Genomic DNA, 22,299 nt, shown 5'->3' with positions numbered 1-22,299 from the left:
CGCCGCGTCGTGCGGCTAGCGATCCTGCACCGTGCCGAACGACGTGCGAACGCACACGAGCAGCGCGATGGTCGCCGCGCTGAACACCGCCCCCGCGTAGAACGTGGCAGCAGCACCGGCCCGGTCCCACAGGAAGCCCGCGACGACGCTCGATACGAGCGTCACGATGCCGCTGACCAGGTTGAACACGCCGAACGCCGTCCCTCTCAATTCGGCCGGCGCGGCATGCGCGACCATCGTCGCGAGCAGCCCTTGCGTCATGCCCATATGGAGCCCCCACAGCGCGACGCCGACGAGCACGGCCGGCCAGTGCGCGCCGTGCGCCAACACGATATCGGCGGCGATCAGCATGACGAGCCCGACCACCATCAGTGTCGTGTGGCTCGTCGTATCGGCGAGCTTGCCGAACGGGTAAGCGGACAACGCATACACGACGTTCATCGCGACCATCACGAGCGGCACGAGCGCGACGGGCACGCCGCTGCCCATCGCGCGCAGCACCAGGAACGCCTCGCTGAAACGCGCGAGCGCGAACACGCCGCCGACGGCCACGACCCACCAGTAGCGGGCACCGAGTTGCGCGACGACCTCGCGGCGGATCGGATTGACGCGCGGCTCGCCCGGCGCACGCGCCGGTTCGTCGATGCCGAACGCGAGCAGCGCCACGGCGAGCACGCCCGGGATCACGGCCAGCCAGAACGCGAGGCGGAAATCGTCGCGCCACACCAGCATGATGACGACGGCCAGCAGCGGCCCGAGGAATGCGCCGACCGTGTCGAGCGACTGGCGCAACCCGTACGCGGCGCCGCGCAGGTGAACGGGCGTGACGTCGGCGACGAGCGCATCGCGCGGCGCGCCGCGAATCCCCTTGCCGACGCGATCGACGATGCGTGCGGTCACCACGACGCCGATCGTCGGCGCGATCGCGAACAGCGGCTTGCTGAGCGCGCCGAGCGCGTAGCCGGTCACCGCGAGCCATTTGCGATTGCGCAGATAGTCGCTCAGCGTGCCGGAGAACACCTTGACGACCGGCGACGTCGCCTCGGCGATCCCCTCGATCAGGCCGATCGTCGTCGCGCTCGCGCCGAGCCCCGCCATCAGGAACATCGGCAACAGGCTGTGGATGATTTCGGACGACACGTCCATCAGCAGGCTGACACAGCCGAGCACCCACACGCTGCGTGGAATCTGCCGAAGAATGCCGGTCGATGAGTCGGTCTGCATGGGTCGCTCCGGTTCAGGGATCCAGATGTCGAATGCCTGTGATGCTACTGCAGTCCCGTGACACGACCGCACGCCGTGCGTGCGCGCTCGCTATTCCGCCGTATCGCGCCGAAGTTTCGCCTGCCGGCGCGTGCGGTCGTTGAGGATCTGGTGCCGGCGATGGTCGGTCAGCTTCTTCCAGTCGCGCGCCTCGTCGCGGGTGCGCAGGCAGCCGACGCAAAAGCCCGTGCGGCCGTCGAACGCACACAGCTCGATACACGGCGATTTCACGGCCACGATCAGGCCGCCTTCGCGGGCGTCAGCACTTCGACGGTCACGTGCGACACGCCGTCGAAGCCCGCGACCAGCGCATGGTAGAAACGTGCATCGCGCGCGGTGTCGGCCGATTCGACCGACACGATCGCGCTCATGTGCCCGGGTCCCACGCGCCACACATGAAGATCGTTGACCGTGTCGCCGAGCGCCTCGATCGCGCGGCGGACGTTGTCCGTCAGCTTGCGATCGACGTTGACGTCGAGCAGGATCCTGCCCGTATCGCGCATCAGCCCGTACGCCCAGTTGGCGATCACCAGCGCGCCGACGATGCCCGCGAGCGGGTCCATCCAGACCCATCCGAACGCGCGCGCGAGCAGCAGGCCGACGATCGCCAGCACCGATACGGCCGCGTCGGCGATCACGTGAACGTAGGCCGACCGGATGTTGTGGTCGTGATGCGCGGCCGAGTGCGAACCGTGAGCATGATGCGCGTGGTGCGCGTCGTCGTGGTCATGATCATGGTCATCGTGGCGGTCGTGCCCGTGCGCATGGTGATGGCCGTGACCATGCCCGTGATGGTGGTCGCCGCTGAGCAGCCACACGCTCGCGAGGTTCACGGCAAGCCCCAGCACCGCAATCGGAATCGCTTCGCCGAAGTGAATCGGCACCGGCGCCAGCAGGCGCGCGATCGCCTCATAGCCGATCAGCACCGCGATCATCGCCAGCACGATCGCGCTCGTGAAACCGGCGAGGTCGCCGAGCTTGCCGGTGCCGAACACGAAACGCGGATCGTCGGCATGCCGGCGCGCATAGGTATAGGCCAGCGCGGCGATCAGCATCGCGCCCGCGTGCGTCGACATGTGCAGCCCGTCGGCGACCAGCGCGAGCGAGCCGAACAGCGTGCCGCCGACGATCTCGGCGATCATCATCGCCGTACACAAGCCGATGACCATCCACGTCTTCCGCTCGTTGCGCGCATGTGCGGCGCCCAGAAATGCGTGGCTGTGCGCGCCGCCCGCCGCCGCGCCGTCGAATTCGTTCATGTTTGCATCCGGTTACTTGAAATAGCTGTGCACGACCTCGATCAGCTGCTCGGTCGCGCTGCCCTCGTGCGCATCGGGCGTGTCCGCATCGACGAGATGCGACCGGATGTGGTCTTCCAGCACGACGGCCAGCAGGCCGTTCATCGCGCCGCGGCAGCTCGTGATCAGTTGCAGCACGTCGTTGCAGCCGCGCTCTTCTTCCAGCGCCCGCTCGATCGCTTCCACCTGTCCCTTGATACGGCGCACGCGGTTCAGCAGCTTCTGTTTCTCGCGGACGGTATGACTCATCGATGGCTCCTGTATAGGGTAGGGGAGTATATCTCCGGAAGGCTGCCCCTATAGGGTGGAGGGGTATATTTTTTTCGAGACGAAGGCTTGTCGAAAGAAAACCGCTCGGCTAGACTGCTCTCCGTCTTTGGGGAGTAGCCTGCTTTCCGCCCCCGGAAAGCGAACGCGTCAACACACTCGGCTTGCGGCCGTGGCGCGTTCGGCCTGATCGGCTTGGCGAGACCATCGGCACATCGCGTCGTTCCTGGTCGGACGTCGGCGGATGTGTCATGGTTCGTCAGCGTCCGACCACGGAGTCCCCATGTTCCTCCCTGCTCGCCTTGCCCACGCCACCGCTGCCTGCGGAGGTGCCGCATGACCTTCATGTTTGTCGAACTGGCGTTCATGCTGGTCGTGATCCTCGTCGCGGCCGAAGTCTTCACCAATGCGCTCGAACATCTCGGCGAACGCCTGAAGATTTCCGAAGGCGTGACGGGCTCGCTGTTCGCGGCCGTCGGCACCGCGCTGCCCGAAACGATGGTGCCGCTGCTCGCGCTGGCCGGCGGCACGTCGAACCAGGCCGTGAACGAGGAGATCGGCGTCGGCGCGATTCTCGGCGCGCCGCTGATGCTCGCGACGCTCACCACGTTCCTGATGACGCTCGCCGTGATCCGCACGCGCGGGCTGCGCGGCACGATCGCGCCGGAACGCACCGGCTTCGTGCGCGACATGAACACGTTCCTCGCCGCGTTCTCGCTGGCGACCGTCGCGATGTTCGTTCCGCATCACAACTGGGCCGTACGCGCGCTGCTCGCCGCGATGCTGGTCGGGCTCTACGTGATGTACGTCGTGATGACGTTCCGTGCATCGACCGGGCTCGTCGATGCCGGGCACGGCACCGAGGCGCCGCACGCGATGTTGCTGTCGCGCATCGGCCTGCCGACCAACCTGGCGACGATCGTGCTGCAACTGCTGATCGGCGTCGCGCTGCTGGTCGGCGGGGCGAAGGGCTTCATTCACGGCGTGGAAGGCGTGTCGCACGTGCTCGGCGTGTCGGCGCTGCTGCTGTCGCTGATCATCGTGCCGATCGCGACGGAGCTGCCGGAGAAGGTCAACAGCGTGCTGTGGATTCGCCGCGGGAAAGACACGCTGGCGTTCGGCAACATCACCGGCGCGATGGTGTTCCAGGGCACGCTGCTGCCGGCGATCGGCATCATGCTGACGCCGTGGGAGCCGCGCCCCGAAGTGCTGACCGGCGTGATCATCACGCTCGCGGCGGCGGCCTGGCTGCGCGTCAATGCGCGCACGCGCGGGCTCGCGATCTGGGCATTGCTCGCGAATGGCGCGGGTTATGCGGGATATCTGGCGGTGACGCTGGCGCGCTGAACGCCGGGCGGGCGCGCCGGCCGACCAACACGTCGGCGCGGCGCGCTTCATGGCGCGCTTCACGGCGCCGGATGCGGGCGGCGGCTGCGACGCCCGCATCCCGACGATCAGGAACCCTTGACGAGTTTGACGATCGTCAGCGTGCCGTCGACCTTCTCGATCCGCACCTTGACCTTGTCGCCCGCATGCGCTTGCGCGAGCATCGCCGCATCCTTCGCCTTGAACGCCATCGTCATCGGCGGCATCCCGACGTTCTGCAGCGCGCCGTGCTTCAACGTGATCTTACCGCTCGCGGCATCGACCTTCTTCACTTCGGCGTCGGTCAGCGCAGCGTTCGATTCCGCCGCGCCGTCCGACGACATCTTCATGCCGGACATGTCCATGTTCGACATCTCGCCGGCGGCAAGCGCCGGTACCGCGAAAGCACTCAGCGCGACGACAGCGGTTGCAGCAGCGATCAATTGATTCATCTTCATCGTGATTCTCCGGTGGGAAGGGATGGCACGTTCGTGCCGGGAGGAACTGCATCGGAATGCCGCGCTCGGCCCGCGCTTCGCGCACGACGGCGCTGCAGCAGAAGCCACGCGGCGGGAATGACGAACATCGACAAGAGCGGCGCCGTGACCATGCCGCCGACCATCGGCGCGGCGATGCGCTGCATGACTTCGGACCCGGCGCCGTGGCCGATCATGATCGGCACGAGGCCGGCGAGCACGACGGCGACCGTCATCGCCTTCGGCCGCACGCGCAGCACCGCGCCTTCGCGAATCGCGTCGAGCAGCAACGCATCGGTCGGCGGTTCGCCGGCATCGAGCCGGCGCTGCAGCGCGCCCTTCAGGTACAGCAGCATCACCACGCCGAATTCGGCCGCCACGCCCGCCAGCGCGATGAACCCGACCGACGTCGCGACGGACACCGCATGGCCGAGCGCCCATACGAGCCAGAATCCGCCGACCAGCGCGAACGGCACCGTCGACATCAGCAGCAACGCGTCGGCCGCCGAATCGAACGTGACGAACAGCAGCACGAAGATCACGACGAGCGTGACGGGCACGACGGTGCGCAACGTCGCCGCCGCGCGTTCGAGATACTCGAACTGCCCCGACCACGCGATCGAATAGCCGGGCGGCAACGCGACCTGCCGCGCGACGGCCTGCTGCATCGCACGAACCGCCGTGCTCAGGTCGACACCGCGGAGATCGACGTACACGTAGCCGGACAGCCGTGCGTTCTCGCTGCGGATCATCGGCGGCCCGTCGGCGATCGCGACACGCGCGACGTCGCCGAGGCGAATCTGCGCGCCGCGCGCGGTGACGACCGGCAGTTGCCGCAGGTTCTCGAGCGAATCGCGGATCTCGCGCGGATAGCGGATGTTGATCGGAAAGCGTTCGCGCCCGGCGATCACTTCGCCGACGTCCTCGCCGCCGATCGCCGACGACACGACCGACTGGATATCCGCCACCGACAGCCCGTAACGCGCGGCGGCAAGCCGATCGATGTCGACGTCGACGTAGCGGCCGCCGTTCAGCCGCTCCGCGAGCGCGGACGTCACGCCCGGCACGCGCTTCACGGCAGCCTCGACCTGCGTCGCGATCGCGTCGATTCCCGTCAGGTCCGGCCCGGAAATCTTCACGCCGACCGGCGTCTTGATCCCGGTGGACAGCATGTCGAGCCGGTTGCGGATCGGCGGCACCCATACGTTCGACAGGCCCGGCACCCTCACCGTCCGGTCGAGTTCGTCGACGAGCTTCTCCGGCGTCATGCCCGGCCGCCATGTACTGCGCGGCTTGAAGCGGATCGTCGTCTCGAACATCTCGAGCGGCGCGGGGTCGGTCGCGGTATCGGCGCGACCCGACTTGCCGAACACCGTGTCGACCTCGGGCACCGTCTTGATCAGTCGGTCGGTCTGCTGCAGCAGTTCGCTCGCCTTGTCCGCCGAGATGCCCGGCAGCGCGGTCGGCATGTACAGCAAGTCGCCTTCGTCGAGCGGCGGCATGAATTCGCCGCCGAGCCGCGACAACGGCACGGCCGTCAACACGAGCGCGATGACTGCCACGCCGATCGCGGCCCACGGGCGCCGCAACGTCGCTTCGAGCAGCGGCCGGTACAGGCGGATCAGCACGCGATTGATCGGGTTCGCGTGCTCGTGCGGAATGCGGCCGCGCACCAGATAGCCCATCAGCACCGGCACCAGCGTCACCGACAACCCGGCGGCCGCCGCGATCGTATAGGTCTTCGTGAACGCCAGCGGCGCGAACAGCTTGCCCTCCTGCCCTTCCAGCGAAAACACCGGAACGAACGACAGCGTGATGATCAGCAGCGAGAAGAACAGCGCGGGGCCGACCTCCGCCGCCGATGCCGCGACGAGTTCCCAGCGGCGCGCGGCCGTGAGCGGCTCGCCCGGATGCGCGTGGTCGTACGCTTCCAGATGCTTGTGCGCGTTCTCGATCATCACGATCGCCGCGTCGATCATCGCGCCGATCGCGATCGCGATCCCCCCGAGCGACATCAGGTTGGCATTCACGCCCTGGTAGCGCATCACGATGAACGCGGCCAATACGCCGAGCGGCAGCGACAGGATCGCGACCAGCGCGCTGCGCAGATGGAACAGGAACACCGCGCAGACGACACCGACGATGACGAATTCCTCGATCAGCTTGTCCGTCAGGTTGTCGACCGCGCGCGCGATCAGTTGCGATCGGTCGTAGGTCGTGACGATCTCGACGCCGGCAGGCAGCGAACGCTTGAGGTCGGCGAGCTTCGCCTTCACCGCGTCGATCGTCGTCAGCGCGTTCTTGCCCGAGCGCATCACGACGACACCGCCCGTCACTTCGCCCTGCCCGTTCAGTTCCGCGATACCGCGCCGCATCGCCGGGCCGACCTGGATGCGTGCGACGTCGCCGAGCAGGACCGGCGTGCCGGTGTCGTCGGTGCGCAGCACGACGTGACGGAAATCGTCGAGCGTGCGCAGGTAGCCGGACGACCGCACCATGTACTCCGACTCGGCCAGCTCGACGACCGAGCCGCCGGAGGCCTGGTTGGCCTTGCCGAGCGCCTCCGCGACCGCCGCCTGCGTGATGCCGTATGCGCGCAGCTTGTCCGGGTCCAGCACGACCTGGTACTGGCGCACCATGCCGCCGATGCTCGCGACTTCGGAGACGTCCGGCACGGCCTTCAGTTCGAACTTCAGGAACCAGTCGTTGAGCGCGCGCAACTGGCCGAGATCGTGACGGCCGGGGCGATCGACGAGCGCGTACTCGTATACCCAGCCGACGCCGGTCGCATCGGGCCCAAGCGACACGGTCGCGCCCGCCGGCAGGCGACTCTGCACCTGGCTGAGGTATTCGAGCACGCGCGAGCGCGCCCAGTACGGATCGGTGCGGTCGTCGAACAGCACGTAGACGAACGCGTCGCCGAACGACGAGTACGCGCGCACGGTTTTCGCGCCGGGCACGCCGAGCAGCGTCGTCGTCAGCGGATAGGTCACCTGATCCTCGACGACCTGCGGCGCCTTGCCCGGATACGACGCCTTCACGATCACCTGCGTGTCCGACAGGTCGGGCAAGGCGTCGAGCGGTGTCTGCCGCAGCGAATGCACGCCCCATGCCGCGAGCAGCACGGTGGCCAGCAGCACCAGAAACCGATGATGGACGGACCAGTGAATGAGGCGCGCGATCATCGCTCACCTCCCTGCGGCTCGACCTTCGTCAGCCGGTAGCCGTCGTCGGCCTGTGTGAACGCGAAACGCACGGTCTGCCCCGGCTTCACGTCCGGAAACGCGTGCGCCGACGGCTTGCCGAACGCCATCGTCATCGCGCCCCAGCCGAGCGCCGGCACCGGCTGATGCGAGAACGTGATGTCGTCGGACGTGACCTTCTCCACCTTGCCGGTGGTTTCGTAGACCGGCGCGCTTGCCGTCGCGGACGATGCGGCCGAGCTTGCGCCTGCCGCCCGCTCCAGCCGCGGCAACACGCTTTTCAGGCTGGCTTCCGAATCGATCAGGAACTGCCCCGATGCGACAACCGTGTCGCCTTCGTTCAGCCCGCCGAGCACTTCCGTGTCGCCGCCGACGTCGTTGCCGACCGTCACCGACACCGGCTGAAGCCGACCGTCGCCGAGCTTCGCGATGACGATCGTGCGCCGGCCGGTCGCGATCACGGCCTCGGACGGCACGAGCAGGCGCGACACCGTCTCCTTCGCGGCGACCCGCACGCGCATCAGCATGCCGGGCGTGAGCTTCAGCGACGCGTTGTCGATCTCCACGCGCGCCTGCAGCGTGCGGCTGCCCGTGCTGATGCCGGGCAGCACTTCGCGGATACGGCCGCTGAAATGCCGGGCCGGATCGCCCGCGAACGTCGCGTCGACCGACATTCCCGGCTGCACGTTCAAAGCGAGCGCTTCCGGCACCTCGACGATCAGCCACAGCGTCGCCAGTCCGGCGATCTTCGCGAGCGTCTGGCCGGGCGCGACCATCGCGCCGTCGCGCACGTTCAGCTCGCTGACGACGCCCGTCTCCGGCGCGCTCAGCACGACGTGCGTCTGCGCGCGGCCGGTGCGATCGAGGGTCGCGATCATCCCGTCCGGAATCGACAGCGCGCGCATTCGTGCGCGCGCCGCATCGAGCAGGTTGCCGTCCATGCCGCCGCGCTTCAGCGCGAGATATTCCTCCTGCGGTGCGAGCCAGTCGGGCACGAACAGCGATGCGACCGGCGCGCCCTTCGCGATGCGCTGCATCGGCGCGCGTGCATACAGATGGTCGATGTAGCCCGTGACGCGCGACTGCACGACCTCCGCACGCGCTTCGTCGAACTGCGTGGTGCCCACCGCGTCGAAGCCGGCCGCCGTCTGCTGCCGACGCACGGTCGCATAGCGGATGCCGAGGTTCTGCTGCAGGCCCGGATCGATCCGGATGCCTGCCGCGGCACCGCTTTCGTCCGCGTAGACCGGCTGCAACTGCATGTCCATGAACGGCGATTTGCCCGGTTTGTCGAAGTGCTGGTTCGGCACCATCGGGTCGTGCCAGTACAGCACCTTGCGTGCGGCCTGCTGAGCCGGCACACCCGACGGTATGCCCGACGGCGCAGCGGCGGGCATGGCGGCCGTCGCCGCGCCGTTCGTCGCATGGCGAACGCCCGCGAAATAGCCGGCGCCGACGAGCACCGCGCCGGCGGATGCGATCAGCGCCGCACGCATCAGTGATTGCCTTGTCATGAGCGTCTCCTTCACTGCGCGGCGGCCATCGCCGACGGCACGACCTGATATTCGAGCTGTGCCCAGGTCTGCGATACGTCGCGCCTGAGGTCGAGCACCTGTAATTGCGCTTCGAGTTGCGCACGTCGCGCGGCGAACGTGTCGGCGAGCGGCCCCGTGCCGGCCCGGTACGCCGCCGTCGCAAGCTGCACGTGCTGGTCGGCGGCCGGCAACAGCGCGGCGCTGAGGTTCGCGATGCGTTCGCGGCCGCTCGCCAGCGTGTCCGATTGCGTGCGGATGTCGGCCTGTACCTGGCGCAGCGTGTCCTCGTACATCAGGCGCGCCTTCGTCGCGAGCGCGGCCTTTTCGGCGACGTCGCGGTTCTGGCGATTCTTGCGATTGAGCGGCAGCGGGATCGAGACGCCGATCGACACCATGTTCGAATACGCGCCGCCGCGCTGCTGGTACGCGATTTCCCACGTCCAGTTGGGGCTGCGCTCGCTGTTCGCGACCGCGGCGTCGGCTTCGGCCACCGCGATATCGTCCGCGGCGGCGACGAGCGCCGGCTGCGACAGGCGCAGTTCGTCCGGCGGCAACGCCGATACGAAGGATTCGGGCGCGGGCGGCGTACCGGCCACGTCCGTCACGGGCACCGCCGTCCAGCGGGCCAGCGCGATGAGCGCGGTGCGATACGCCTGCTGTGCCTTGAGCACCTGGTCCTGCGTCTGCGCGAGCATCGCGCGGGCCTGCACGACGTCGCCCGCGCTCGCTTTCGCGCCGCGATACGACGCCTGCGTCGCGTCGAGTTCATGGTTCATGTGACCGAGCAGCGCCTGCTGAAGCGCGAGCGCCTGCTTCGCATAGATGGCATCGAGCCACGCCGTCGCGGTCTGCCGGCGCACGGCCGCGAGCTGCACCAGATAGCCGGCGCGCTCGCGGCCGACCTGTTCGTCGGCCAGCGCGGTACGCAGCCGCCGCTTGTCGCCGGACACCCATTCCTGCTCGATGCCGATGCGGCGCATCGTCATGAAGTCCTGGCCGACGGTGAAGCGCTGCCCACCGTTGATTGGCAGGTTGTCGATGCCGGCCTTGAGCATCGGGTCCGGCAACTGGCCGGCCTTGACGGCCGCTTCGGAACGCGCGAGCACGGACGCCTGCGCGGCCTGCATCGACGCGGAACGATCGGTGGCGGACTGCAGCGCGGCGTCGAGCGTCAGCGGCGACGGCTGCGCGTGAACGGCGCCCGCCACCAGCAGCGCGACCCACGGTACGGGCGCGCGCCGACCTGCACGCGGCATGCGCAGCGTGCGGAAAACGAATGACATGGTGTAACCCCAAATCGGAACCCAAAGGGATTCCACGTCCTGCGCACAGGACGAACCTCACCGCATACGCGGCGAACCGGTCAAATCGGGATCAGCTGATGCGTGGCGGGCGCCACAACCCGTTCGGGTCGCGAGCCGGGACGGACTGCGTGTAGTGGAAGACGATCGTGCTGGCGAATGCAGCGGGACGGTTGACGTCGGCGCGGGCGGCCGGGTGGTAGAGACTGCCGAACTGGCATTGGGCCGTCACCTTGCAGGCCATGCCCTTGGCTTTGGCCTTCGCGTGATCGGCGGATGGCGGCTGCATCGAATCGCAATCGCTCATGTCGGCGGACATGGCCATGTTCATGCCCGTGTCCGCGTCCATCGACATCGTGTACTGCATCGGACATTCACCGGTCAGGCCGCTGGCTGCCAGCCCCGTGATGGGCAGCACCGCGCACAGCAGCAGCAGGATGAAGGTCCGAAGCAGTTTCATGGCGGCGATTATAGCGCGCACTGTTGCGGCATGGCGCGGCGTCGCTACGGCGAAACGACGCGCCAGCACCGCTGCGGCGGCCACGCGTCATCGCAACAGGTTGTCCGCCGCCAGCACCGCCTGCACGGCCGGCCGCTCCCGCACCCGCTCGTACCACGCACGCAGATGCGCATGCCGGCTCAGGTCGATATCCGCGTTGTACACCGAGCGCATCCAGTCGGCCTTGCCCCAGCCGGTCAGCGCGAACAGGTACGCATCGGCGACGGTGAACGTGTCGCCGGTCAGGAACGTCCTGCCGTCGAGCTGGCGGTCGATCCATGCGAAGCGGCCGTCGAGCTTCTGGCGCACGGGTTCGACGTACTTCCCCGCCTGCACCGCATACAGCAGCGGGATGAAGCCCTTGTGGATCTCGGTGCCGAGAAAGTTCAGCCACTCCATCAGCCGGTAGCGCGCGAGCGTGCCATAAGCGGGCGCGAGCGCGGCTTCCGGGAGCTGGTCCGCGAGATACTGCGCGATCACCGGCCCTTCGCGCAGCAACGTGCCGTCGTCGAGTTCGAGCAGCGGCACGTAGCCGAGTTCATTCACGTCGTAGTAATCGCGGCCGCCGTCGACGACATGCTTGCGCGCATCGACCTTGACGATCTCTGCGTCGATATCGGCTTCGCGCAGCACGATGCAGATCGCCTGCGAACAGCTGCCGGGAGCGTGATAGAGCTTCATATGGTTCCTTCGTGGGTTGTCCATGTATCGATTCGCCGCGACGCGGGCGCTAATATCTCGCATCGGCACACGACTGAGAAGACGGCAGTCGTTTGTGCCGTAGTCACAAAAAATTTACCGACCAGGATTTGGCGCGATGAAAACGAGTGCGACAGGATGTTCCGTTGAAGAAGCGATGCGCCTGCTCGGCGGCCGCTGGCGGCTGCTGCTGGTGTCGTATCTGCTCGACGGGCCGCGCCGCTTCAGCGACCTGCGGCGCGACATGCCGGGCATCTCGCAGCGCATGCTGACGCTCGACCTGCGCGCGCTGGAAGACGCGGGGCTCGTGCGGCGCACCGTCTATCCGGAAGTGCCGGTGCGCGTCGAGTACGATCTCACCGCGGACGGCGAGCGGCTGCGGCCGGTGGTCGACGTGATGCGCGAATTCGGACTGTGGCTGAAGGCGCGCGACGCGCACACCGACGCAATGCCCGACACCGCGGCTGCAATCGAAACGACGATGCACGCCCACAAATAACCGTTCAGCAGGAATCGATGCTCAAGGAACTTCACGCTACCGTCGGCGCGGCCACGTCCGACCTCGACGACGACGAAAGCTTCGCCAATATCTACTGTCACGATGCGGAGCAGGACTATTGCTTCGCGCTGTCGCGCTTTCCGGACGATGCGCTGATCGAAGTGATGGTGCGCGACCAGCTCAACGTGCGCGTCAAGGATCTGTCGGTGCGTCTGACCGACGACACGATCGACGTCGAGATCGAACCGGGCATCGCCGCGCGGCTCGACGGCCAGACGCGTTACGTGATCCATCTCGCGCCCGGTCAGCACGATCCGGGCACGCTGCGCGCCGCGTTGAAGGAGATCTTCGTCGGCAAGAGCGGCTATCGCGACGACAGCACGCCGCGCTGACCGGTCGCCCACCCGTTTTCCTTCGCCACGACGCCCGCTCATGACGCGCTCCCCGCGATTCCGCCCGCTTCCCCGTGTCGCCGCGCTGCTGTTCGCCACGTGTGCGTCGATCGCACCCGCCGCGCACGCGGCCAAGCCGCTGCTCGAGTTCAAGGTCGACGACACCGTCACGGCCCGCGTCGAGCGCGCGGACGGCGCGCACGTCACGGTCCGTTTCCTGCCGAGCGGAAAAACGCAGACGCTCGACGTCACGGCCGCCGACGAGGAAGGCCGCTATCACCTCGCGACCGACGACTACAACTTCGACGGTCGTCGCGATCTCGCGATGCGCGCGATGCTCGGCATGGTCAACGAGCAATACGGCATCTACCTGTACGACGCCGCGCGCCAGCGGTTCGAGCCGCTGAAGATGCCGGCGGGCGACGGGCCCCACGGCAATTGCGACGCGCTGATCAACGTCGAAGCGAAGCCGAAAGCGCGCACGCTGTACAGCTCGTGTCGCAGTGGCCCGATCTGGTACACCGATGCGTACCGTTTCGACGGCACCGGCAGGATGTATCTGTATCAAACCAGCGAAGCGGTCCCCGACGACCTGCGCGATCTGCTCGACGGCGAATCGGGCCCGTCGTCGATGCTGCTCACCTATGACGAGCACGGCAAGCGCGTGTCGCGCCGCCCGCAGGGTCATGACGGCGGCACGGTCGCGTTCAAGGTACGCCCGGCGCGCCTGCCGCTGCACGATGCGATGCGTGCTGCGCCCACGCGCCGCTACGTCGTCGCGGGCGACAAGGTGGAGCTGATCGATGCGAGCGACGATTTTCAGTGGTTGAAGGTGCGATATCGCAACCCGCGCGCCGGCGCCGTGCAGGGCTGGGTCAGCACGAAGGAGGCGATGGCCGACTGATGCAGGATGCGCTGCCTTCGTCGCCCTGTCCCACATACTGAACGCAAGACGTCCCATTAATAGGGATGCCTGCCCAAATGTTGACGCACGCCGCGCCACGGCTCTAACGTTCGCCCCAACGCCATTCGATTCGGCCGCCTCGTTCGCGAGCGCCGGCGGAACATAGAACACAGGAGACGACCGTGGGCCAATCCGCGTCACGCACCCATGCCAACCCGCCGGAGCGGCCATCCGCGCACCCCGGCGCCTTACCCGAATCCCGATCCGCCGCCCGCGCGACAGCGACCGCCACCACGCCGCCGAGCCGCAAGCGGCTGCTGATTCTCGCGCTGCTGTTCGTCACCGTCGTGATCAACTATCTCGACCGCAGCAACCTGTCGATCGCGGCGCCCGAGCTGTTCAAGGAACTGAACATCGATCCGGTTCGCGCGGGCCTCGTGTTCTCCGCGTTCGGCTGGACCTATGCGCTGATGCAGATTCCGGGCGGCTGGCTCGTCGACAAGGTATCGCCGCGCGTGCTGTATGCGGGCGCGCTCGCACTGTGGTCAGCCGCGACGCTGCTGCTCGGCTTCGCCGGTTCGTTCGTCGGGCTGATCGTGCTGCGCCTCGCGGTGGGCGCGCTCGAAGCGCCGGCCTACCCGATCAACAACCGCGTGGTGACGACGTGGTTCCCGACCCGCGAACGCGCAAGCGCGATCGGCGGCTACACGTCGGGCCAGTTCGTCGGCCTCGCGTTCCTCACGCCGGTGCTCGCGTGGCTGCAGGTGCATCTCGGCTGGCACATGGTGTTCGTCGCGACCGGCCTCGCCGGCATCGCGTGGGCCGCGATCTGGTACGCGGTATATCGCGAGCCGCGCGCGTTGCGCGGCGTCAACGCGGCCGAAATCGCGCTGATCCGCGACGGCGGCGGCCTCGTCGATCTGGAGGACCGCGTCGCGGCGCGCAGCGAACGCGCGCCGTCGACGTGGCGCGACCTCGGCGTCGTGCTCGGCCGGCGCAAGCTGTGGGGCATCTACCTCGGCCAGTTCGCGCTGAACTCGACGCTGTGGTTCTTCCTCACGTGGTTCCCGACCTACCTCGTCAAGTATCGCGGGATGGATTTCATCAAGTCGGGCTTCCTCGCGTCGTTGCCGTTCCTCGCCGCGTTCGTCGGCGTGCTGTGCTCGGGCGTGCTGTCGGACTGGCTGATGCGGCGCGGCGCATCGCAGGGCTTCGCGCGCAAGCTGCCGATCATCTCGGGGCTGCTGATCTCGACCTGCATCATCGGCGCGAACTACGTGAGCTCGACCGGCTGGGTAATCGCGTTCATGACGATCGCATTCTTCGGCAACGGCTTCGCGTCGATCACGTGGTCGCTCGTGTCGGGGCTCGCGCCTGCACGGCTGCTCGGCCTCACGGGCGGCGTGTTCAACCTGGTCGGCAACCTGTCCGCGATCGCGACACCGATCGTGATCGGGCTGCTGGTCGACGGTGCGGACTTCTCGCACGCGATCACCTACATCGCCGCGATGGCGCTCGCGGGCAGCCTGTCGTACGGGCTGCTCGTCGGCAAGGTCGAGCGCATCGACGCCTGAGCGCCACAACGGCGGCCCACGCGTGCCGCCGTGCCACCCTGCCGACCGTCGCCCGCGCGTCGCGTCAGAACCGCATGAACCCGTCGCGCGCAAGGTCGTGCGGATTGCCGGCCACGTAGTCGAGCGCGCACGCGTCGGTATCGATGCCGACGGTCAGCAGCGTTTCCCAGCGCTCGGTGTCGGGCATCGACCGATCCGGGTGGAAACACACCACGGCCGCGTCGCCGGCCGCGCCGCACATCGCCGCCGCGCGTTCGCGCACATCGGCGCCCGTCATCCCCGCCACGACCGCGTTCAGGTGCGCGAAGCGCTCGCGCGTGGTCGAGCTGTCGGGCATGCATTCGCCGCCGCTCAACGCGTGATCGAGGAAGTGGTTCGTATGCAGCAGCCACCCGTCCGGGCGCGGCACGACCACGCCGACGCCGGACGGGCTCAGCTCGATGCTCGCCGCGCGCGGGTTCGCATCGTGTCGCGTGAACGCGGTCAGCACCGTCGAGGCGCTGACGCGCGCGGTGCGCGCCAGCTCGACCGCCTCCTGCACCGTCGTCGCATCCTCGAGCAGCCGTCGCGCGATCGCGTGCACCGGCACGCCGCCACCATCGGCGTCGCTCGCGTGATGCAGGATGTTGAAGTGCAGCCCGAGCCCCGCGTCGTTCACGCCGAGCTTCGCGAGCATCCCGAATTCGGTGAACAGCTTGACGGTGCGGCGCTGCGGCGTCGCGAACCGCATCAGCAGCCCCTGCGGCGCGAGACTGTCGTGCCAGTCCCACGTCTGCAGCGTGCGCGGCGCATGCGGGCCGGCCGGCGCGTACACGGTCGTCGAGCACTCGCCTTCGGCCGACGCGGGCGCGGTCGCGAGAATCTCGGTGCGCGCGTTCAGGCACGCGAGCTGCCAGCGCGGCAGGTCGGCGCCGTCGGCGGTCGCCTCCACCTCGGCGGCGAGGCGCGGACACCATGCGTCGAGCGCCGCGAGGCTCGCCTCGCCGATCGCCCGCGCGCGCTGCGGATCGATGCCGAGCTTCGGGAAGAACGCGAGATACAGCGCGACCGTCTCGCGGATCGCCGGCGCGAAGCGCGCGCCGATCAGGCGGCCCCGCTCGCGCGGATCGGTGACGTCGGTCGCGAAAGTGTGCAGCTTCAAGATCAAACCTCCTGTGTCGAATGAGCGCCGGGCCCGCGCGGCCCGGCATGTGATGCGTTCCACGAACGAACCGGCGCGCGCCGGCCGTCGGAACGGTCAGAACGAATAGATGAACTGCATGCCGGCCAGGTCGTTGCTGCGCGCATAGGTGCCGTTGCTCTTCAGGAACACCGGATGATTCGCCGCGTCGTGGCGGTATTCGACCTTCACGGTGATCTGTTGCGTCGGATAGAACAACAGGTCGGCCGTGATCGCATAGCGTTGCGCGCCCTTGCACTCGGTGCCGTTCGTCGCCGAGCCCTGGAAGCACGACGGATCGATGCCGAAGCCGCTCGACCCGTTCACCGACGGGTTGCCGCCCGCGAGCCCGTACTGGATGTTCGTGCCACCGCCGCCGTTCGACGCGTTGTTCAGGTAGTCGAAGCGCAGCGTCGCGCCCATGCGGCCGAGCCACGACGTCGTCCACTTCGTATGGCCGAGCAGCGACATCCCGTACCAGCGCGCCGTGCCGCCGTTCCATGCGCCCTTCTGCAGCTCGCCGTAGTCGACCTGTGCGTTGATCTGCGTCTTGTCGTGCGTATAGGTCATGTCGGCTTCCACGTACTTGTAGAGGCCGGTCGGCGACGAGCCGTTGCACTGGTAGCCGTAGCCGCCCGCCGCGCACGGCGAGAACAGCGACTGCCGGCCGAGCATCCCGGAGAGGCCGAAGTCGAACGCCGTCGACGTCGCGTTGTCGAAGCGCGCGGTGATCGTCGGCGTCCAGTTCGGCTTCGTTGTGTTGTTCGCCGCATTCGCGATCGCGCCGGCCGTGCGCAGCACCTCGTTGCCGATCACGACCTGCCAGAAGCGCGTCATCGCCGCGTTGGAGCCCTTCAGCCCGATACCGACCAGATTGCCCGGCTCGCTGAAGTCGTACAGCAATCCGTGCGTGAGCGTGAGCATCTGGTTGGACGGCTGCACCTCGTAGCCGGCGAGGCTCGGCATCATCCCGATCTCGAACGTGCGCGTCGTGCCGAGCGGCACGTTGACCTGCGCCTGCGTGACGATGTTGTTGCCGATGCCGCCGTGCGCATTGCTGAACACGTTGCCGAAGCCGCGGTTCGGCTGGATCACGATCTCCGCCGACGGCGCCATCGGGCCGACGCCGAAGGTCTTCCTGATGTCGAGGTAGACGTCGCCGATCGTGCTGTTGAAGTAGTCGTACGCGCCCGGATCGTGGTTCAGGAACTGGAAGCCGGACGTGTGCTGCGCGCGGTTGAACAGGTACACGGGATCGACGTAGCCGGTGATGCTCAGGCCCGCGAGCGGGCCGGTCGTCGCCGCCTCCTGCAACGCATCGACCTTCAGCGACGCGTTCGCGATCTGCTCGCGCATCTGCTGCAGGTCGTCGTTCGTGAACGCGGGCGCCGACTCGGCAGCCTGCGCGGCGGCCGCGGCCGTATTGATCGTGCCGATCTTCGCGCCGGCCGATGCGGCGGTCGTGACGGTCGGGGGAGGCGCGGCGGTCGTGGCCGCGCCGGCCGGCTTCGCCGCCAGCATGCTCGCGCGCAGCGCGTTCACCTGCCGCTGCAGCGCGGTGACCTGCGCCTGCAATGCCTTCATCCGGTTCGCGTCGGTCGCGTGCGGTGTGTGGGCGAATGCCGCGGCCGTGTCGAACGCGAGCGCGCACAGCACCGTCATGTGTTTGATGTTCATGGTGTCGGTGGTCGTCGGGACGCACGCGCCCCCGCCCGCCGCGATCGACGGCGGGGCGCGCGAAAGAGGTGCGGGTGTGCGGGGCGGCTTACTCGGTCTTCAGCTTCGTCCACAGACGGTTCTGCAGCCGCATCAGCTCGGGCGGAACCGGCTTGCTGAGGCTCAGCCGGCGGATCACGTCGGCGGGCGGGAACACGGCCGGATCGCTCGTCACCTCGGCGCGCACGAGGTGCCGCGACGACGGCACGGCCGACGGATACGACGTGTCGTTGGTCAGGTTGGCGCTCTCCTGCTCCGACAGCACGAAGTTGACGAACTTCAGCGCGGCGTCCGGATGCGGCGCATCCTTCGGAATCGCCATCATGTCGAACCACATCGCGCTGCCTTCGGTCGGGATCACGTACTTGATTCGATACGGTTTCTTCGCGGCGGCGGCCGCGATCCGCGCGGAATTCACGTCACCCGACCAGCCGAGCGCGAGGCAGATGTCGCCGCCCGCGAGATCGTTGATGTAGCTGCTCGAATTGAACTGCGTGATGTACGGCCGTACCGTCTTCAGCAACTCGTACGCGGCCTGGTAGTCGGCCGGGTTCGTCGTGTTCGGATCCTTCTTCAGGTACACGAACGCCATCCCGAATGCATCGACCGGCGAATCGAGCACCGACACGCCGCAGCGCTTCAGCTTCTTCGCGTACTTCGGATCGAACAGCAGCGACCAGCTGTCGAGCGGCGCGTCGGCGCCGAGCGCGGCCTTCACCTTCTCGACGTTCATTCCCAGCCCGTCGGTGCCCCACGTCCACGGAATGCCGAACTGGTTGCCCGGATCATCTCTCGACAGCACCTTCATGATGTCCGGATCGAGCAGCCCGTAGTTCGGCACCTGGCTTCGGTCGATCTTGCGGTAGATGCCGGCCTGCAACTGCCGCGCCCAGAAGATGTCGGACGGCACGACGACGTCGTAGCCCGACGTACCCGACAGCAGCTTCGCCTGCAGCGTCTCGTTCGAATCGAACTCCTGGTAGACGACCTTGATGCCGGTCGCCTTCTCGAAGTTCGCGATCGTCGCCTTGCCGATCGAATTGCCCCAGTTGTACACGTTGACGACGTCCGCCGCCTGCGCGACGGGCACGCCCGCCCCGGCGAAACCACCCAGCGCGAGCGCCGCGCATGCGTTCTTCACCCGATGTTTCCAGTCCCCTGCCATGTTTTCCTCCGTCGATGTCATGATCCGCCCGCGATGAGCGGCGCGTGCTTCGGTCCGGAAAAATGTAGCCAGAGGAAATTGGCCGGTCTGCCCTGCCAACAGGGGGACACGCCGCACAATCGGCGGCAACGGAAGCGACTTGAAAGCTTCCGTCGCCGCATCGCCGGCCCGCCGCCGTTCACGACGCCTGCAGGCCCGTCCGCGCGCCGAAATCGTCGCCCACGTGCGTGATGCGGCCGCCCATCATCGTCAGCCCGACGTCGATGCGCCCGATGTCGTATTGCCCGACCTCGAACAGGTCGCGCTCCAGCACGACGAGATCCGCGCGCTTGCCGGGCGTCAGCGAGCCGACCTCGTGCTCCATGCCGAGCTGGTACGCACCGTGGATCGTGTACGCGGCGATCAGCTGCGGAATGCTCAGGCGTTCGGCGATGTCCGGGAACACCGGCGCATCGGGCTCGCCCGCGAGCTGCCGCGTATGGCCCGACTCGATGTGTTCGAGTGGCTTGTGCTGACAGCGGCACTGGCACGCGAGGCCATCCATGCCGATCGACACCGTCACGCCTGCGTCGACGAACGTGCGGAACGTGTACATGTTGCTCCAGCGTTCGTGGCCGTAGTGGTCGCGCAACTGCTCGGTGTACGCGTCGACCACGCCCCATTGCAACTGCGTGTTCGCCATCACGCCCGCGCGACGAAAGCGCGGAATGTCGTCCGGATGCGTGAGGAACGCGTGCGTGATCACATGACGGCGATCGCGCGGCGGGTTCGTGCGGTTAACGGCGTCGAAGCCGTCGAGCGCCATCCGCACGGCCGCGTCGCCGACGCAGTGCACCATCACGTTCGCGTTCGCGCGATCGGCGTCGACCAGATAGCGATTGAACGTGTCGGCCGGCATCGTCGGCGCGCCGCAGGTATCGGGGCGGTCCGCATACGGTTCCAGCAGGTACGCGGTGTGGTTCGCCTCGGTGCCGTCGAGAAACAGCTTCAGCGCGCGCGCCTTCACGAGCGGCGAATCGTACCGCTCGCGATACCGGACCAGCGTGCCGACCGGATCGTCGATCTCGCCGATCACCGCGACGCTGCCGACCACGCGCAGCTTCAGGTCGCCCGCGCGCTCCATCGTCTGCAGCGTCTCGTACAGCAGCGACTGGTCGCCGCTCGCATCGAAGAAGCCCGCGTCGAACACGGTCGTCACGCCGGCCGCGCACAGCTTCTCCTGCCACGGCGGAATCGATTTCAGATACAGGTCGATGCCGGTCGGCAGCAGGCCGGCCGCGCTGATCCGCTGCAGCAGCAGCGAGTACGCGGCGCCGTCGACGATCAGCCCGGTCGGCTCGCCCGTCGCCGCGTCCTTCTCGAACCAGCTCGCGCCTTCCTGCACGGGTGGCGTCGACGCGTCGATGCCGGCGATTTCCAGCGCCTTCGAGTTCACCCACATCGAATGGAAATCGGTCGACAGCAGGCACACGGGGCGATCCGCGCACACCGCGTCGAGGGTCTCCTTGCGCAGCATCGCCGGCGGGATCGTCGCCTGCACCCAGCCCATCCCGGTGATCGCCGGCTCATCGGGATGCGATTCGACGTAGGTGCGCAACGCGGCGAGCACCTGGTGCGGATCCTCGTAGTTGACGAACGCCTGGAACGCGAACGCGGTCGTCTCGAAGTGCCAGTGCGATTCGACGAAGCCCGGCAGCACGAGCCGGCGGGCCGCATCGACGACTTTCGTGTTCGCGCCGACGTACGCGCGCACGGACGCGGTATCGCCGACATGCACGATCCGGCCGTCGCGCACGGCAACGGCCTGCGCCCACGGCCGGTGCGGATCGACGGTGTAAACCCTCGCGTGGGTCAAAACGAAATCCGCCGGCGTCGCGGCGGCCGGCGTCGGTTGAATCTGCATGGCCTGTCCTTTCTGGTCGTCAGGTTTTCGAAGCGCTTTCACTATAGGCAGACGATTCGCGCCGGTATGCCCCCCCGGCGCGGGGGCTTTTGCGATTTCCGGCCCGCCCGCCGCGCGGTCTTGTCGTCGTTTTGGGGACAACGCACGAAATTCGTGCGGTTGATCCGGTGAATTCCCGGCTGACGCGTGCGCGGCGTTCGCGTAACGTCGCGCTGTCCCCTCCGACCGCCTCGCCCGACCATGCGACTTCTCCAGCCCGACCCGGCCGCCCGCGGCCACTACCTGATCGGCGTGCGTCCCGATACGCTCGGCGCGACGCTACGCGCGGTCGGCACGCCGGATTTCGTCGATGCGGTCACGGAATTCGTCAACGACAGCATCGACGCCGACGCCGTGCATCTCGAACGCTGGCGCGCGGACCCGGCCAGTACGTCGGGCTTCGTCGTCGAATGGCTGGGCAGCGGCAGCCTGCGCTTCGCGGCCGATACGCTGCGCGTGATGGACGTCTATTACCAGGACTACTGCCAGACCGACCCGCTGGTCGCGCCGCTGCGCGGCAAGGCGGGGACGCTGCTCGTGCAGCGCCATGTCGCCGGCATCGCGCAAGGCGAATTCCGCCGGCGCATCTTCGACGAACCGGGCATCGCTCAGGAATGCCTGCTCGTGCACGGCAATGCGCATCAGCAATACGCGCTCGGCCTCGCGCGCACGGTCGAGCGGGCCGCGTTCACGACGGACGAGCTGTTCCACTTCCGGCAGATGGTCGATCTGCTGTTTCCGATGTTCGAGCTGCACGCGCGCACCTGTGCGGCGCGGCGTGTGGCGGCGGTGTCGGTGAATGCCGCGTCGCAGGCGAGCTTCGATGCGCGGCTCGAACGGCAGCACGTGCAGTTGTCGCGCCGCGAGCATGAGATTTGCCGGCTGATGCTGTGCGGGCGCTCGGTGCCCGAGGCCGCGCAGCAGCTCGACGTGAAGCTGTCGACGGCCGAGTCGTACGTGAAGCGCGCGTTCGCGAAGCTCGGCGTGCGCACGCGCCGCGAGCTGTTCGACTGGGTGCTGGTCGACTGCTGAGCGCGGGGCG

20 protein-coding genes and 1 riboswitch are annotated in these 22,299 nt (G+C 67.8%); of the genes, 6 read left to right on the top strand and 14 right to left on the bottom strand.

Annotation, left to right across the window (positions count from 1 at the left end; all coding sequences use genetic code 11):
• Window positions 1–15: 15 nt before the first annotated feature.
• From DTA15_RS07445 to DTA15_RS07430, 4 genes are all read right to left on the bottom strand, one after another.
• Window positions 16–1,224: an MFS transporter gene (locus DTA15_RS07445; RefSeq protein WP_006484587.1), complete on the bottom strand. Its 1,209-nt coding sequence runs from the start codon at window positions 1,222–1,224 to the stop codon at window positions 16–18.
• Between the two features lie 90 nt (window positions 1,225–1,314).
• Window positions 1,315–1,500 carry a DUF1289 domain-containing protein gene (locus tag DTA15_RS07440; protein ID WP_006484585.1) on the bottom strand — a complete coding sequence of 62 codons (186 nt, stop codon included), beginning with the start codon at window positions 1,498–1,500 and terminating at the stop codon, window positions 1,315–1,317.
• 2 nt (window positions 1,501–1,502) lie between these two features.
• A complete protein-coding gene (gene dmeF / locus DTA15_RS07435) occupies window positions 1,503–2,522 on the bottom strand; it encodes a CDF family Co(II)/Ni(II) efflux transporter DmeF (protein WP_006484514.1) in 1,020 nt (339 codons plus the stop codon).
• 12 nt (window positions 2,523–2,534) lie between these two features.
• The gene (locus DTA15_RS07430; RefSeq protein WP_006479857.1) at window positions 2,535–2,810 is read right to left on the bottom strand and encodes a metal/formaldehyde-sensitive transcriptional repressor; all 276 of its coding nucleotides are present in this window, start codon (window positions 2,808–2,810) and stop codon (window positions 2,535–2,537) included.
• A 117-nt stretch (window positions 2,811–2,927) separates the two neighbouring features.
• A riboswitch (yybP-ykoY riboswitch) is annotated at window positions 2,928–3,096 on the top strand.
• A gap of 68 nt (window positions 3,097–3,164) precedes the next feature.
• Here DTA15_RS07430 and DTA15_RS07425 point away from each other — a divergent pair.
• Window positions 3,165–4,175 carry a sodium:calcium antiporter gene (locus DTA15_RS07425; protein WP_006484621.1) on the top strand — a complete coding sequence of 337 codons (1,011 nt, stop codon included), beginning with the start codon at window positions 3,165–3,167 and terminating at the stop codon, window positions 4,173–4,175.
• Window positions 4,176–4,282: 107 nt separating this feature from the next.
• On the opposite strand, the gene DTA15_RS07420 is transcribed toward DTA15_RS07425, so the two are convergent.
• From DTA15_RS07420 to gstA, 6 genes are all read right to left on the bottom strand, one after another.
• Window positions 4,283–4,651: a copper-binding protein gene (locus DTA15_RS07420; protein WP_006484513.1), complete on the bottom strand. Its 369-nt coding sequence runs from the start codon at window positions 4,649–4,651 to the stop codon at window positions 4,283–4,285.
• On the bottom strand, window positions 4,648–7,854 hold the full coding sequence (locus DTA15_RS07415) for an efflux RND transporter permease subunit (protein WP_006484636.1): 3,207 nt from the start codon (window positions 7,852–7,854) through the stop codon (window positions 4,648–4,650). The genes DTA15_RS07420 and DTA15_RS07415 overlap by 4 nt, the downstream gene beginning before the upstream one ends.
• Window positions 7,851–9,386: an efflux RND transporter periplasmic adaptor subunit gene (locus DTA15_RS07410; protein WP_006484528.1), complete on the bottom strand. Its 1,536-nt coding sequence runs from the start codon at window positions 9,384–9,386 to the stop codon at window positions 7,851–7,853. Before DTA15_RS07410 ends, DTA15_RS07415 begins: the two co-directional genes overlap by 4 nt.
• 11 nt (window positions 9,387–9,397) lie before the next feature.
• Entirely contained in the window at window positions 9,398–10,690 is a 1,293-nt protein-coding gene (locus tag DTA15_RS07405; RefSeq protein ID WP_006484631.1) for a TolC family protein, read from the bottom strand.
• A 91-nt stretch (window positions 10,691–10,781) separates the two neighbouring features.
• Window positions 10,782–11,168 (bottom strand): hypothetical protein, encoded by a 387-nt coding sequence (locus DTA15_RS07400; RefSeq protein ID WP_006484529.1) that lies wholly within the window; start codon window positions 11,166–11,168, stop codon window positions 10,782–10,784.
• A gap of 87 nt (window positions 11,169–11,255) precedes the next feature.
• Window positions 11,256–11,888, bottom strand: coding sequence for a glutathione transferase GstA (gene gstA, locus DTA15_RS07395; RefSeq protein WP_006484634.1), 633 nt, complete (start codon window positions 11,886–11,888; stop codon window positions 11,256–11,258).
• 136 nt (window positions 11,889–12,024) lie between these two features.
• Here gstA and DTA15_RS07390 point away from each other — a divergent pair, with 136 nt between their 5' ends.
• The 4 genes from DTA15_RS07390 to DTA15_RS07375 all read left to right on the top strand — a co-directional run bounded on the left by DTA15_RS07390 (window position 12,025) and on the right by DTA15_RS07375 (window position 15,275).
• Window positions 12,025–12,405: a winged helix-turn-helix transcriptional regulator gene (locus DTA15_RS07390; RefSeq protein ID WP_006484552.1), complete on the top strand. Its 381-nt coding sequence runs from the start codon at window positions 12,025–12,027 to the stop codon at window positions 12,403–12,405.
• A 17-nt stretch (window positions 12,406–12,422) separates the two neighbouring features.
• Complete coding sequence (locus DTA15_RS07385) at window positions 12,423–12,797, top strand: hypothetical protein (protein ID WP_006484639.1); 375 nt, start codon at window positions 12,423–12,425, stop codon at window positions 12,795–12,797.
• 40 nt (window positions 12,798–12,837) lie between these two features.
• A complete protein-coding gene (locus tag DTA15_RS07380) occupies window positions 12,838–13,701 on the top strand; it encodes an XAC2610-related protein (RefSeq protein ID WP_006484573.1) in 864 nt (287 codons plus the stop codon).
• A gap of 182 nt (window positions 13,702–13,883) precedes the next feature.
• Window positions 13,884–15,275 carry an MFS transporter gene (locus DTA15_RS07375; RefSeq protein ID WP_006484570.1) on the top strand — a complete coding sequence of 464 codons (1,392 nt, stop codon included), beginning with the start codon at window positions 13,884–13,886 and terminating at the stop codon, window positions 15,273–15,275.
• A 64-nt stretch (window positions 15,276–15,339) separates the two neighbouring features.
• Here DTA15_RS07375 and DTA15_RS07370 read toward each other — a convergent pair whose 3' ends face one another.
• From DTA15_RS07370 to DTA15_RS07355, 4 genes are all read right to left on the bottom strand, one after another.
• Complete coding sequence (locus tag DTA15_RS07370; RefSeq protein ID WP_006484507.1) at window positions 15,340–16,416, bottom strand: C45 family autoproteolytic acyltransferase/hydrolase; 1,077 nt, start codon at window positions 16,414–16,416, stop codon at window positions 15,340–15,342.
• Window positions 16,417–16,512: 96 nt separating this feature from the next.
• A complete protein-coding gene (locus tag DTA15_RS07365) occupies window positions 16,513–18,111 on the bottom strand; it encodes a DUF3138 family protein (protein WP_012493098.1) in 1,599 nt (532 codons plus the stop codon).
• An 88-nt stretch (window positions 18,112–18,199) separates the two neighbouring features.
• Complete coding sequence (locus DTA15_RS07360; protein ID WP_012493097.1) at window positions 18,200–19,315, bottom strand: polyamine ABC transporter substrate-binding protein; 1,116 nt, start codon at window positions 19,313–19,315, stop codon at window positions 18,200–18,202.
• Window positions 19,316–19,493: 178 nt separating this feature from the next.
• Window positions 19,494–21,218 (bottom strand): amidohydrolase, encoded by a 1,725-nt coding sequence (locus DTA15_RS07355; protein ID WP_006484588.1) that lies wholly within the window; start codon window positions 21,216–21,218, stop codon window positions 19,494–19,496.
• A gap of 240 nt (window positions 21,219–21,458) precedes the next feature.
• Between DTA15_RS07355 and DTA15_RS07350 the strand changes: the two genes are divergently transcribed.
• Window positions 21,459–22,289, top strand: coding sequence for a helix-turn-helix transcriptional regulator (locus DTA15_RS07350; protein ID WP_006484603.1), 831 nt, complete (start codon window positions 21,459–21,461; stop codon window positions 22,287–22,289).
• The last annotated feature ends 10 nt before the right edge of the window (window positions 22,290–22,299 follow it).

Origin of the sequence: Burkholderia cenocepacia (assembly GCF_900446215.1) — a bacterium.
Classification (GTDB): Bacteria; Pseudomonadota; Gammaproteobacteria; order Burkholderiales; family Burkholderiaceae; genus Burkholderia; species Burkholderia cenocepacia.
This window is presented reverse-complemented; position numbering and strand designations above follow the sequence as displayed.